This window comes from Flavobacterium piscinae (genome assembly GCF_004122145.1).
Lineage (GTDB): Bacteria > Bacteroidota > Bacteroidia > Flavobacteriales > Flavobacteriaceae > Flavobacterium > Flavobacterium piscinae.
The window spans coordinates 197,574-211,102 of the sequence record NZ_SBKQ01000003.1 but is presented as its reverse complement, the minus strand read 5'-3'; the positions used below and the strand labels follow the sequence as shown (position 1 = coordinate 211,102).

Below are 13,529 nucleotides of genomic sequence, written 5' to 3'. Positions count from 1 at the left end.
TTTGTTCCGCAAGCTCCACAAAAGGATGCCGCTGCAATCCCTAACGCAAATCCTGCTCTAAAAAGAAATTTCAGTATATTTGAACAACAAACAAACAACAACGAATGCGATTCATTATTCTCTCAGTATTTCTATTCATTTCCGGAATAAATTTTAGTCAAAACTACCAACAATACGTCAACCCTTTCATCGGAACGGGCGGAACCGGACACACTTTTCCCGGAGCCACAGTGCCTTATGGAATGGTGCAACTTTCCCCCGACACCCGAATCGATGGCAGTTGGGAAGGCTGTTCCGGTTATCATTATTCCGATAATCGCATTTATGGATTTTCACATACACATCTTAACGGAACCGGCGTTTCTGATTATGGTGATATTTTGTTAGTGCCCACCATGGGCGAACCTTCTTTTGACAACAAAATCTATTCTTCCTCTTTTTCACATGCCAACGAAAAAGCTTCTGCCGGATTTTATTCCGTCAAATTAGATAAACACAATATTGATGTGCGTTTAACCACTTCTACACGAGTAGGTTTTCACGAATATACCTTTAATGAAAGTGGACAAGCCAACATTATTTTAGATTTAAATCACCGTGATGTGTTGTTAGAAGGCAGAATTCGTATTATTGACGGAAGAACTATAGAAGTTTTAAGACGAAGTGAAGCATGGGCAAGAGATCAATATGTTTATGCAAGAATAGAATTTAATATTCCAATGAATATTTCCAAAATTTTGGCCGATTCTGCAGATGACAATGGAGATTACTATGGTAAGAAAGTGGCTTTATGTTTCTCCAAAAAAGTCAAAAAAGGCGAGAAACTACTCGTAAAAGTAGCCCTTTCACCAACAGGATATGACGGAGCACAACTCAACAGCACGGAAATTCCTCATTGGGACTTCGAAAAAATAAAAAAAGAGGCAGAAGAAATGTGGAACAAAGAATTGTCTAAAATTGAAGTCACTTCTTCCGATAAAAATAAACTCACTATTTTTTACACCGCTTTGTATCACACGATGATGCAACCCAACATCGCTCAAGATTTAGATGGAAAATACCGAGGCCGAGACAATAAAATTCACCAAGCCGAAGGATTTGATTACTACACCGTTTTTTCCCTTTGGGACACCTTTCGAGCTGCTCATCCACTGTATACGTTGATTGATAAAAAGCGAACTTCCGATTACATCAACACCTTTATCAAACAGTTTGAACAAGGCGGTCGCTTACCCGTTTGGGAATTGGCTTCCAACGAAACCGATTGTATGATTGGCTACCATTCCGTTTCCGTGATTGCCGATGCTATGGTCAAAGGCATCGAAGGTTTTGATTATGAAAAAGCGTATGAAGCCGCCAAACACTCTGCAATGCTCGATCATTTAGGGTTGGATGCCTACAAAAAACAAGGTTTTATTTCCATTGATGATGAACATGAAAGTGTTTCCAAAACATTAGAATATGCGTATGACGATTGGTGTATAGCTCAAATGGCTCAATTACTTGATAAAAAAGAAGATTACAAGTATTTTATGCTTCGCTCCCAAAATTGGAAAAATCTTTTTAATTGGGAAACCGGATTTATTCAACCTAAGAAAAATGGCGGCTGGGATAAACCCTTCGACCCCAAAGAAGTCAATAATAATTACACGGAAGCCAATGGTTGGCAATACACTTTTTTTGTGCCACAAGACATACCGGGAATGATAGAAGCAATGGGTGGTAATGAAAAATTTGAAGCCAAATTAGACGAAATGTTTAATTCAGTCAGCGAAACTTCAGGTCGTCATCAAGTCGATATTACGGGTTTAATCGGGCAATATGCTCACGGAAACGAACCAAGTCATCACGTAGCGTATTTGTACGATTATGTGAACAAACCTGAAAAGACGAAAGAAAAAGTACATTTTATTTTAGACAATTTCTACAAAAATGACCCTGACGGCTTAATTGGAAACGAAGATTGCGGACAAATGAGTGCGTGGTATGTATTGAGTTCAATGGGAATTTACAATGTTACTCCCGGTCAACCAAGTTGGGAAACTGTAAAACCATTTTTTGAAAAAGTTAAGGTAAATTTTGAAAATGGAAATGAAGGCATTATTTCTAATTTAGATTCTCATTACCAGAATAATAGTTTTGGATTTTTTAGCATGAAAAGTTTTGGTTCTTATTATGATATTGAAGGTATAGAATCTGATAAATATATTTCTGTTCCAGTAATTGAGGCTCAAAGTAAATCCTTTAAAGATAAAATGAAAATAGAAATAAAAGCCAATAAGCTTTCATTCGAAAAATTAAATAAACCTGAAATTCTTTTTAGAGTCATTCAAAATGATTCTGTTAAAACTAATTTTAGTATCTATAAAAATCCAATTGAAATAGACAAATCTTCAAGAATTGAGGCATATTTAGTTGATTTATTTGAAGCTGTAGAAACAAAAAGCAGCACTGTCTCCGCCACCTTCTTCAAAAAACCCAACAATTTCACCATCGATATTAAATCAACCTACAATCCGCAATACCACGCCGGTGGTCCGGACGGCTTGATTGACGGCATTTTTGGTACCGAAAACTGGCGAAAAGGTGATTGGCAAGGCTATCAAACCCATGATTTTGAAGCGGTAATCGATATGCAATCTACCCGCGAAATAAGTCAAATCACCGCCAATTTTCTACAAGACACCCGTTCGTGGATTTTGATGCCAACCAAAGTGGAATACTATATTTCAAATGACAACGTGAATTTTACCCTTTTTGACACGCAAAACAACACGATTGACCCGAAAGACTACAATTCTATTATTAAAGGATTTAAAAGCGTTAAAAAGCCTGTAAAAGCTCGTTACGTGAAAGTAAAAGCGAGCAACTTTGGTAAACTACCGGAATGGCATCAAGGTTTTCCATTTGATGGGGAAGCGTTTATTTTTGTGGATGAGATTACGGTGGAGTAGTAGAAAGTTGTCCGTTGTCTGTTTTCAGTTTTTGATTCTGAAATATAAAGTATTCAGTCGCAGTCACAGTTTTCAGCAGTAGTTAGCAGAAAGAAATTCGTTTCAATCCATTTTAACCGAAGCGAATCAAAGGAATCAGAAAAAATCTATTAAATCCATACTATCTGTGTTCCATTAAAAGGTTTACTGTTTTAAGTGGGCAATTAATCCTTCCAACCCCAAGGCGATTCAGGATTTTCAACCGGTTCGCTTAAGTCAAACGACACCGAAAAAACCCGATCTGTTCCTATTCGGCGTAAATTATAGGTAAATTTCTTATCATCCACGGTAATCCACCAGACATTCATAGAAGCATACGGAATTAACTCGCTCGTAAATTCATCCGCAGGAAAAAATTGCATGTTGTGCGAACCTCCGTTGGTTGAGGTTCCACCATATTGCGTTACTTTGTCCGGATTGCCATCTTCGTGACGGTGGTCGTGTTTGAGTGTAATTTTACCATTTTTATAGGTCAACACCCAAGTTCTGGATTTATCCTCTCCCACAAAAAATGGAATTTGAATTTTGTTTTTTTCACAGCTTTTTACATGCATGACCAACTTTTTTCCCCGAAATTCATCGTTGGCAGGAGCTTCAATTATTTCGCCTTCAAACGATTTTCCACAGTGTTTTTGAAGAGCTTCCCAAAATTTTTGAGTAGTTGATTTTTCTTGAGCATTCATTGAAAAGCAAATCAATAAAGCCAATAAAAAAGCCAATTTTTTCATACAGATGTTTTTTGTGAAGATAAGAAAAAATCTCAAATTCGTATTTTGTATCTTTATCAAAAAAGAAAAAATGATAGTTTCACTCATTCAAGCTCCTTTAGTTTGGGAAAGTCCTTCAGAAAATCGACTTTATTTTGAACAAAAGATAAAAGCAATTTCGCAACATACTGATTTAATTGTGCTTCCCGAAATGTTTAGTACCGGATTTACAATGAATCCAAAACAAGTTGCGGAAACCATGCAAGGCGTCACGATTTCTTGGTTAATTGAAATTGCAAAAGCAAAGAATACGGCTATAACTGGTAGTTTAGTCATTCAAGAAGAAGAACAATTTTTTAATCGGATGGTGTTTGTTTTTCCTTCCGGTAAATTAGAATATTATGACAAAAGACATCTTTTCACTTTAGCAGGCGAAGAAAAAGTGTATCAACCCGGAAAAGAAAAGAAAATAATTGAATATAAAAACTGGAAAATCTGTTTACAAGTGTGTTATGATTTACGTTTTCCTGTTTTTGCCAGAAACATAGAAAATTATGATTTACTGATTTATGTGGCAAATTGGCCAAAAGTAAGAATAAATACGTGGGATATTTTGCTGAAAGCCAGAGCAGTAGAAAATTTATCCTATGTCATTGGTCTAAACAGAATTGGTTTGGATGATAACGAACATGAATACATTGGTCATTCACAAGTGATTGATGAATTAGGGAATTATCTCTTGGAACCACAACGCGATGAACATGTTTTTCATCTCGAGTTAGATAAAGAAAAAATGCTTGAAACCCGAAAAAAATTGAATTTTTTGAATGATAGAGATGAATTTTCCATTTCATATTAAACTGTCATCATCCACCACTAAACTTCAAGGTTTGATTCACGTCCCAATTGGCTCGGACTTCTACAGGTGTTGGGAAATAGCGGACTTCTTCGGTTTGGCGTTTTTCTAAATAATTTCCGGTATCCCAAACCTTGTTTTTGTTCTCGTCATAAATGATTCTAACTGTAAACATTGCCGGTTCTATCAAATCAAAATTCAATACCGTTTCTCCTTCTGAGTAGGCAGTAGCCAATACTTTTCCTTTATCATCGGTCAATTCAATAATGATTGGAAACGATTTTATTCCTTCCAATTGAAGCCGCAGATTGCCATAATCAGCCACATCTTTCGTCGAAACTCTATACCCGGTAGAATCGCTTTCGCGTTCCAACAAATCAGTAAAAGCACCTTTTTCAAGGATGAAATTATACTTTTCGAGCGGTTCTTTTTTAAAATCTATTTCAACTTCTTGTTTTTCGGCAATGTATTTTGTTGAAAAAGGAACAGCAACAGAATCTTTGTTGATCAATTTAATTTTTGATTCATCAATTTTTATCAATGGAATTGAACTCGAGAGTGTAAATTTATTCCTAAAATGGAGCGTTCCGCTTTGTTTGGTTTTAATAATCAATGAATCAGCTTTTTGATTTTTCATTTTTACCGTAAATTCTTTTTCAAAAGCATTTCGGTTTAATTTTAAAGAAAGTGAATCGGTTTTAATCGGTTTAAACCAAATTTGAACAGAATCTTTTCCCTCAAATGGTGTAATGATGGTGGGAATAATTTCGTTTCCGTTTTTCAGTTCTGCTATTAAGCCATCTGCTTTTCCTTCGTGGCCAACGATTATTCTATTTCCGGAGGCTTGTATCGGTTTTAAAGGCTTAAAAGGCAATTCTTCTTTGAACAATTCTAATTCATAAGCAAAATCGCTTGGAACGGTGATAATTTCATTAAAAAACGCAATTTTATCGGTTTTGGGGTCAAATTTGTTATTATTATTTGCGTCTTTTAGAGCAATTAAGAGATAATTTCCTTCTTTTAAATTTTCAAGTTTAAATGTTTTTAAACTGTCTAAAGTATTGGTTACATAACGCGGAACTTCTTTATAAACAACTGAATCATTAAACTTTTCGTTTTTTTCATACAACATCACCGAAACAAAATTGTCTGTTTTACGATCAAAAGCATCCTTAATTGTTCCGTTTAATTCGAGTGAGTCGATATATGTTCCGGTAGAAAAAATATATTTAAATTGTTGATAAGGGTTCCCTTCGTTGTTGTCTTGAATACTATTTCCAAAATTGAGACTGTACGTCGTATTTTCCAGCAAAGTATCTTTTATCGTGATTTTAATTTCCTTAGAAGCGGCCATAGGCGAGAGGAGTGGCTGCGTTTTCATCGGAGGAGAAATAATCATTTGCTTATTCACATCTTTCAATTTCACGTATTCATCAAATTGAAGTTTAATGGTATTTCCTTTAAAATTGGTTGAAAAATTCTTCGGCTCACTCAGTTTCAATACAGGTGCAATGGTGTCTTTCATACCACCCGTAATATAACCTCGCTTGGCACAGCTTGTAAACAAAACCGAAATAAGAAGAAAAAAAAGAATTCTCATAATTTTATTTGATGCTTAAAGTGACCACAAAATAACAATTATATTTAGTGTAAAAGAAATGTTTTAGGTTTTTCTTTACGTATAATTAGTGCGTGTAGGCCATGCATACTATACTTAAACGAGCTCCCGGAATTTTAAGTATTGCTTTTCCGCATTGTTCTAACGTTGAACCGGTTGTAATGACATCGTCAATTAAAAGAAAATGTTTGTTGTGGTGATTTTCATTGAATTCAACTTCAAAAACGGTTTTTTTTGCCTCAGTTCGCTCTAAAAAAGACTTCTTGGTTTGGGTGATAGCATAAGTGTTTCGATGTAAAACATCTTCAAAAAAGGGTATTTGTAGTGATTTTGAAAGTGCTTGACCAAATGTGGTTAATTGATTATAACCTCGCTCTTTCATTCTCTTTTTGTGTAAAGGAACCGGAATAATGGCGTCAAATTTTACTTCTGAATGAATTTTTTGCAGCTCTTCACCATACCAATCACCTAAAAATTTACCCACTTGTTGCCGATTTCTATATTTAAGATGATGAATCAGTTCTTGCACTATTCCTTTTTTGTGAAAATACAGCAAGGAGGAAACGTGCTCTACCGGTAAACGACCATAAAATTTTCGTATTACTTCATTATCCGGATTTTCAATGTGTAAGGTTAATGGCAACTGATGTCGGCATTGTGCACAAAGGGAAATTTCATTGGTAAACAGTGGATTTTTGCAGGATAAGCAAACTTCGGGATAGAATAAATGGAGTAAACTTTTTAGCATTTTGGCTTATATTTTATTTAAAACTGCTCACAGCAGACAAACAAATTTATAATTTTTTTTAAAACTTTAACAACTTTGTCGCTTATCGAGCCACTTTTTATATTTTTGCACCATTATGGCGAAACAAGAAGATAATTTTAAGAATGTAATTTCACACGCAAAAGAGTACGGATTCATTTTCCCGTCCAGTGAAATTTATGACGGTTTGAGTGCCGTTTATGATTATGCTCAAAATGGAGCAGAATTAAAGAAAAACATCCGTGAATATTGGTGGAAATCGATGGTGCAAATGCATGAAAATATCGTGGGGATTGATGCGGCGATTTTTATGCATCCTACGACATGGAAAGCTTCCGGGCACGTAGACGCGTTCAATGACCCGTTGATTGACAATAAAGATTCGAAAAAAAGATACCGTGCCGATGTGTTAATTGAGGACTATGCCGAAAAATTAAATCAAAAAGCACAAAAAGAAATCGATAAAGCCAAAGAACGTTTTGGAGAGGCATTTGACGAAGGGCAATTTGTGACTACCAACGCCCGTGTGATGGAATATAAAGCCAAACAACGTGAGATTTTGGAAAGAATGGCACGTTCTTTAGGCAATGAAGATTTGGCTGATGTAAAGGCTTTAATTGAAGAATTAGAAATTGCTTGTCCGGAATCCGGTTCACGCAATTGGACCGAAGTGCGTCAGTTTAACTTGATGTTTGGCACCAAATTAGGAGCTTCTGCCGATTCTGCGATGGATTTGTACTTGCGTCCCGAAACGGCACAAGGAATTTTTGTAAATTTCTTAAATGTTCAAAAATCAGGGCGTATGAAAATTCCGTTTGGAATTGCTCAAACCGGAAAAGCATTCAGAAACGAGATTGTGGCTCGTCAATTCATCTTCCGTATGCGTGAATTTGAACAAATGGAAATGCAATTTTTCGTAAAGCCGGGCGAAGAAATGAAATGGTATGACTACTGGAAAGAAACCCGTTTAAAATGGCATTTATCATTGGGTTTAGGCAAAGAAAATTACCGTTTTCATGACCATGAGAAGTTAGCACATTATGCCAATGCGGCAGCCGATATCGAATTTAATTTCCCCTTTGGATTCAAAGAATTGGAAGGAATTCACTCCAGAACCGACTTCGATTTGAAAGCTCATGAGCAATATTCCGGTAAAAAACTGCAATACTTTGATACAGAGGAAAATAGAAATTATGTGCCGTATGTAGTGGAAACTTCGGTTGGTTTGGATCGAATGTTTTTAGCTGTTTTCTCCAATTCTTTGGTCGAAGAAGCGTTAGAAGACGGTTTGACCCGTACCGTCTTACGTTTGCCCTCGGTTTTAGCTCCTACCAAAGCCGCCATTTTACCTTTGGTAAAAAAAGATGGTTTGCCTGAAATCTCCAGAAAAATCGTGGATGAACTAAAATGGGATTTCAACGTGGCGTATGATGAAAAAGATGCCGTAGGACGACGTTACAGAAGACAAGATGCGTTGGGAACACCTTTCTGCATCACAGTTGACCATCAAACCATAGATGATGAAACAGTTACCATTCGTCACCGCGACACCATGCAACAAGATCGTGTGAAAATCTCTGAATTAAGAGCAATTATTGCCAATGATGTTTCAATGCGAAATTGGTTGATGAAAATGTAAAATTGATATATTCACAAGTATAAACAGTCCAAGTACTATCAAAACAGTACTTGGACTTTGTTTTTAAACGACATTTTTTTACACCTTATCGAAAGCTTTGCCCGTTACTTTTTTTCGATTATTTTTTAACTTATGTTTGTTAATAATTATAAAAAACGAAATCATTTTACATTCTTTATTATAATTAACATTGCAGTGTAGAAAAACCGCCCTGTTTTATACATTTTAACCTACAAATCAATTTTTTTTAACGAATAAAGGCAGGAGTGATGTCCTGATTTTGAATTCAGAAGATTTTGTAGGTTTATGATGCATTCTTACCTCATTCTTGACGATGATAGCAAAAGCATTTTGAAAATCCAAGCCGTGATGGAAGGGTTTTCAAATTTTCAGCTTATGGCTACTGCGACCAATTATGAGGATGGATTAAATGCCATTTTAGAATATCAACCGGATTTTGTTTTTTTAGAGATTAATCCACTTTCTGCCAATTCCAACCTTTCTCTTTTGCTAATTAACGAATTACATCGTTTTTTAAAGAAGATTCCAAAAATTATTGCGATTTCACACGATACAAGCAAAGCGTTTGAAGCGGTGAAGTATGATGTGCTGGATTTTTTAGTAAAGCCATTTGCTGAATCAGATGTTCGCAAAGCCTTATTGCGTTTTGAAAAAAACAACGATACTCCTGTCATCCGGTTAAATCCTGAGCCTAGAAAAATTTCCGAGTTTAAAGTTGTAGAACCAAAATTAGAGGTTCAAGAAAATGACAATTTAGCAAGAGAATTAATTTCGATTCAACCGGAGTATGTTCAAGTAAATTCGGTGAACGAGGAATTAATTACATTACTGAAAACAGAACTATCCGGTTTAAAGGAAGCTATTTTAGAAATAGCCAATCAACAAAAGCCAACGTTTGATTCTGACGCGATTACTTCTCAAATCATTGAAAAGTTAGAAGAGGCTCTTCCTAAAGAAAATTCGTCAGTAGATTTAGAACCTTTACTTTCCGAAATTAAAAACATCACATTAGATGCTCCTAAAACGATTGTTTCAAATGAGGAAGTACATCGTAATTTAATTTGCATCAAATCATACGGCGATTATCGCTTTTTAGAATTAGACGAAATTGCTTTTCTAAAAGCGGATAATAATTCCACCGATATTACATTAAATAACGGGGAGGTAATTACAGCATTTAAAACTTTAAAATATTTTGAAGAAAATCTTCCTTCCTACTTCTTTAGGATACACAATAGTTATATTGTGAATAAAAACTATGTTTCCCGAATTCATACCGGAAACACGGTTTGTTACATCAAAAATTCGAAGACACAACTCCCGTTTTCCAAGAGCTACAAAGAGAATGTAGAGCAAATAATAGCCCAATTAGCAGGCTCTGAATTCAAAGACATCTAAAAAGAGTTATTTCACCAGTATTTTAGCTTAATCCACAATCAAACGAACACCATCTACCAATCATCCCTTGATTTTATTGGCTGTGCGTGATATGCACTATACTTTTACACCGTGAATGATTGTCTCCACGTGATACAAATAAAAATACAATATACAGTATTAGAAATTCACTCAAAAAAAAAGAAATTCAAATCATAACTAAATATCACAACATTATGAAAACTTTATTCGCATTATTAGGACTTTTTATGTTTGTTTCAGTATCTTCATCTGATTTATCAGTAAATTCTACATCTGAAAATGGAGATGGATCTGCTGTAACAGGAGGTAAAAGAGCATTGGTTATCCAAATGTCTGAGAATGGAGATGGATCAGCTGTAACAGGAGGTAAAAGAGCTTTAGTTATCCAATAATTAAAATAAGTATATAATTTCTCTACATTAGAGAATTATTTTCTACAATATATAAATCTTTTTAATATTTTTGATGTAAATATCAGAAGTATTGAAAAGATTTTTTGTTTTTACTATTATACTAATTTCTGTGTTTGCCTGTAATAATATTTCTTCGACAAAAGAAAATAACAGTGCGATTCAGGACAGTATTCAATATTATATTCAAAACGCACATAATTTTGAATTGCCAGAGAATGAAGTAGTCCAATCATTAAATAAAGCTCAGGACTTAATTAAAACACTTCCAAGAGATTCAGTTTATTTTAAAAATAAAATTTATGTTGCTTTTATTTATGATAACATTGGAAAAAAGCAAGAGTTTAAAAATACAGTTTTAGAACTCATAGATGAAGCGATTCAAGCTAAAGATTCGTTTTATCTTGCTAGAGCCTATACTTACTTAGGAGAATATTATGCCGATAATGTCGTGATGGATAGTGCGGTTATCAATTTTCAAAATGCAGAAAAAATATATTTTGGAATCAAAGACAATATTGGGATTGGCCGTATGCATGTAAAAATGGCTACAGCTAAACACAAGGTTAGAGATTACTTGGGTAGTGAGAAATCGGCTGTTTTGGCTTTAACTTATATTCGATTAGAGAATAATAAACTTTTAGAATACGAGGCTTATAATATATTAGGAATAACTTGTTTGGATATAAAAGATTATGAAAAAGCGAAAGAATATTTTCAAAAAGCCTTTAAAATAGCCAGTGAAGAACAATTAATAAATTTTGGTTCTTACCAAACAATGGCAGTTTCATTAAATAATTTAGGCTGGATTAATTTAAAAACAAGTAATTACAGAGAAGCTTTATCTTATTTTAATCAAGCTATTCAAGAGCCGGATTTATTACAAGAGTACCCGGCTTTGTATGCAACAATATTAGATAACAAAGCAAAAGCAAAATTAAGACTTGGTGATTTTTCTAATTTACCTAATGATTTTTATGAATCCTTAAAAATACGTGAAGAACTTCAACTTGTCCCTGAAATTGTAAACAGCCGTATAAATTTATCAGAATATTATGAAAAAAAGGGTGTTTTAGATAGTGCAAAGCAATATGCAGAAGAAGCCTATAAATTAGCAAAGCAAACAAATATTATTAATCTGCAACTTTCAGCCATAGATCAACTTAACACAGTTGAACCGGAAAACCAAAGTATTTTTGCGAAAGAATACGTTAAGTTAACAGACAGTTTATTTCAAGGAGAACGTCAAGTTTCTGAAAAATTCGCACGCATTGAATACGAAACCGATGAAATCAAACGACAAAAAGAGCAATTAGCAGCTCAAAACCGCAATATTATTCTTTTTGCTTTATTGGCGGTTTTTATTGTGGTACTTCTTTATATTATACGTGACCAACGGAGTAGAAATAAATACTTTCGATTGCGGGAAGAACAACAAAAGGCGAATGAAGAAATTTATAGTATGATGCTTAGCCAGCAAAAGAAGATGGACGAAGTGGTTTTAAAAGAAAAACAACGCATTGGTCAGGAATTGCATGATGGAGTGCTGGGGCGTTTGTTTGGAGCACGACTCAATTTAGACAGTTTAAATAAAAAAAATGATGAACTTGCCATTGCCGGCAGAAATCATTACATATCGGAGCTAAAGTTCATTGAACAAGATATTCGTGAAATTTCGCACGAGCTTAGCCGTGAAAAATTTGCGTTAATCAATAATTTTGTTGCTATTTTAACCAATTTGTTTGAAGAACAAAAAAATCTTTCCGAAGCAACCGATTTGAAATATTCAATTGACCAAGCCATTAAATGGGATAAGGTGGATAATGATTTAAAAATTAATCTTTACCGAATCATTCAAGAATCATTGCAAAACATCAATAAATACGCCAAAGCAAAAAATGTTTCAGTAAACTTGTTAAAAGATGCCGAACATTTACATGTTACTATTATAGATGACGGAATTGGATTTGATGTGTCGAAAAAAAGCAAAGGGATTGGTCTTCAAAATATCACTTCCCGAGTGCAAACCTGCAAAGGAACTTTTGAACTAAAATCTAATCCGGGGAAAGGTACAAGAATTACGATTGACTTGCCGTTTAAAAAATAATTTTAAAACAAACACTTTTGAATTTATCAAAAGTGTTTTTTCTTTTTTATATTTGACTGTTATTTTCAACCAAATAGACAACCAACAACTAAATCATGTCAAAAAATTACCAAATTGTTATTGTGGATGATCATCCGTTTATCATCGAAGCCTATAAAAATGCTTTAAAAAGCTACAGTGCTAATTCGTTTGAATATACGACCACACAAGCCAATAATTGTAAAACGGCGTATGAAACCATTACAACGGCCACCCAGGCATTTGACATTGCATTTTTAGACATTAGTATGCCGCCTTATGAGGAAAAAGGGATTATGTCAGGTGAAGATTTGGCTAAATTACTTCGTAAACTCATGCCGGACTGCAAAATTATTTTGCTCACCATGCATACCGAATTAATTAAAATCAATACCATTATTAAAGAAATTAACCCTAACGGATTAATCATAAAGAACGATTTAACCTTTGATGAGTTATTGAATGCGTTTGATAAAATTCTAAACAACGACAATTACTACAGCCAAACCGTAGTGAAGTTCGTGAGTCAATCACAATATGAAAATTTACAGGTAGATGAGTTTGATAAACAGATTTTATACCATTTATCAAAAGGAATAAAAACCAAAGATTTACCGAGCTATGTGCCACTTTCCTTAAGTGCCATTGAAAAGCGAAAGCTCAATTTAAAAGAAATTTTAGGCGTTAAAGGAAGTAGTGATATCGAACTGATTACCGAAGCAAAAAACAAAGGGTTGATTTAGTCAACCCTTTTTTAATACACAAAACCGTACTAAAATTGGCAGGAAACCACAATGAATTTTGCGGTTAACCGTAACTAATTGTCTGAAAATCAAACTACTTTTACATCGAGTTAGTGAACATACTGAAGTTTCTGAGTAACCTAGGAACGAAAGAAGAGTAAACCGAAAAAATACCACCCTTTTGTAAGTCCCCAAAGACTTAACCTACTAATCGGAACTCAAAAAATCTAAA

The 13,529-nt window shown here is 34.5% G+C and carries 10 protein-coding genes; 7 read left to right on the top strand and 3 right to left on the bottom strand.

Annotation, left to right across the window (positions count from 1 at the left end; all coding sequences use genetic code 11):
- Positions 1–104 precede the first annotated feature (104 nt).
- A complete protein-coding gene (locus EQG68_RS03860; protein ID WP_129463466.1) occupies positions 105–2,954 on the top strand; it encodes a GH92 family glycosyl hydrolase in 2,850 nt (949 codons plus the stop codon).
- A gap of 203 nt (positions 2,955–3,157) precedes the next feature.
- On the opposite strand, the gene EQG68_RS03855 is transcribed toward EQG68_RS03860, so the two are convergent.
- A complete protein-coding gene (locus tag EQG68_RS03855) occupies positions 3,158–3,721 on the bottom strand; it encodes a hypothetical protein (protein ID WP_129463465.1) in 564 nt (187 codons plus the stop codon).
- A 70-nt stretch (positions 3,722–3,791) separates the two neighbouring features.
- Here EQG68_RS03855 and EQG68_RS03850 point away from each other — a divergent pair, with 70 nt between their 5' ends.
- On the top strand, positions 3,792–4,559 hold the full coding sequence (locus EQG68_RS03850; RefSeq protein WP_129463464.1) for an amidohydrolase: 768 nt from the start codon (positions 3,792–3,794) through the stop codon (positions 4,557–4,559).
- 7 nt (positions 4,560–4,566) lie between these two features.
- Here EQG68_RS03850 and EQG68_RS03845 read toward each other — a convergent pair whose 3' ends face one another.
- Complete coding sequence (locus EQG68_RS03845) at positions 4,567–6,156, bottom strand: Ig-like domain-containing protein (protein WP_129463463.1); 1,590 nt, start codon at positions 6,154–6,156, stop codon at positions 4,567–4,569.
- Positions 6,157–6,241: 85 nt separating this feature from the next.
- Positions 6,242–6,922, bottom strand: a complete 681-nt coding sequence (locus tag EQG68_RS03840; RefSeq protein ID WP_129463462.1) for a ComF family protein — start codon at positions 6,920–6,922, stop codon at positions 6,242–6,244.
- Positions 6,923–7,037: 115 nt separating this feature from the next.
- On the opposite strand from EQG68_RS03840, the gene EQG68_RS03835 reads away from it, so the two are divergent.
- The 5 genes from EQG68_RS03835 (at position 7,038) to EQG68_RS03815 (ending at position 13,297) form a co-directional block, all read left to right on the top strand.
- Positions 7,038–8,579, top strand: coding sequence for a glycine--tRNA ligase (locus tag EQG68_RS03835; RefSeq protein WP_129463461.1), 1,542 nt, complete (start codon positions 7,038–7,040; stop codon positions 8,577–8,579).
- 306 nt (positions 8,580–8,885) lie between these two features.
- Positions 8,886–9,998: a LytR/AlgR family response regulator transcription factor gene (locus EQG68_RS03830; protein ID WP_129463460.1), complete on the top strand. Its 1,113-nt coding sequence runs from the start codon at positions 8,886–8,888 to the stop codon at positions 9,996–9,998.
- A gap of 215 nt (positions 9,999–10,213) precedes the next feature.
- A complete protein-coding gene (locus tag EQG68_RS03825; protein WP_129463459.1) occupies positions 10,214–10,411 on the top strand; it encodes a hypothetical protein in 198 nt (65 codons plus the stop codon).
- A 91-nt stretch (positions 10,412–10,502) separates the two neighbouring features.
- Complete coding sequence (locus tag EQG68_RS03820; protein ID WP_129463458.1) at positions 10,503–12,536, top strand: tetratricopeptide repeat-containing sensor histidine kinase; 2,034 nt, start codon at positions 10,503–10,505, stop codon at positions 12,534–12,536.
- 95 nt (positions 12,537–12,631) lie between these two features.
- Entirely contained in the window at positions 12,632–13,297 is a 666-nt protein-coding gene (locus tag EQG68_RS03815; protein ID WP_129463457.1) for a response regulator transcription factor, read from the top strand.
- The last annotated feature ends 232 nt before the right edge of the window (positions 13,298–13,529 follow it).

Bases quoted from the DNA above. Each gene is read 5' to 3' on its own strand.
- EQG68_RS03860 (WP_129463466.1), top strand. From the start codon at position 105: ATGCGATTCATTATTCTCTCAGTATTTCTATTCATTTCCGGAATAAAT.
- EQG68_RS03855 (WP_129463465.1), bottom strand. From the start codon at position 3,721: ATGAAAAAATTGGCTTTTTTATTGGCTTTATTGATTTGCTTTTCAATG.
- EQG68_RS03850 (WP_129463464.1), top strand. From the start codon at position 3,792: ATGATAGTTTCACTCATTCAAGCTCCTTTAGTTTGGGAAAGTCCTTCA.
- EQG68_RS03845 (WP_129463463.1), bottom strand. From the start codon at position 6,156: ATGAGAATTCTTTTTTTTCTTCTTATTTCGGTTTTGTTTACAAGCTGT.
- EQG68_RS03840 (WP_129463462.1), bottom strand. From the start codon at position 6,922: ATGCTAAAAAGTTTACTCCATTTATTCTATCCCGAAGTTTGCTTATCC.
- EQG68_RS03835 (WP_129463461.1), top strand. From the start codon at position 7,038: ATGGCGAAACAAGAAGATAATTTTAAGAATGTAATTTCACACGCAAAA.
- EQG68_RS03830 (WP_129463460.1), top strand. From the start codon at position 8,886: ATGATGCATTCTTACCTCATTCTTGACGATGATAGCAAAAGCATTTTG.
- EQG68_RS03825 (WP_129463459.1), top strand. From the start codon at position 10,214: ATGAAAACTTTATTCGCATTATTAGGACTTTTTATGTTTGTTTCAGTA.
- EQG68_RS03815 (WP_129463457.1), top strand. From the start codon at position 12,632: ATGTCAAAAAATTACCAAATTGTTATTGTGGATGATCATCCGTTTATC.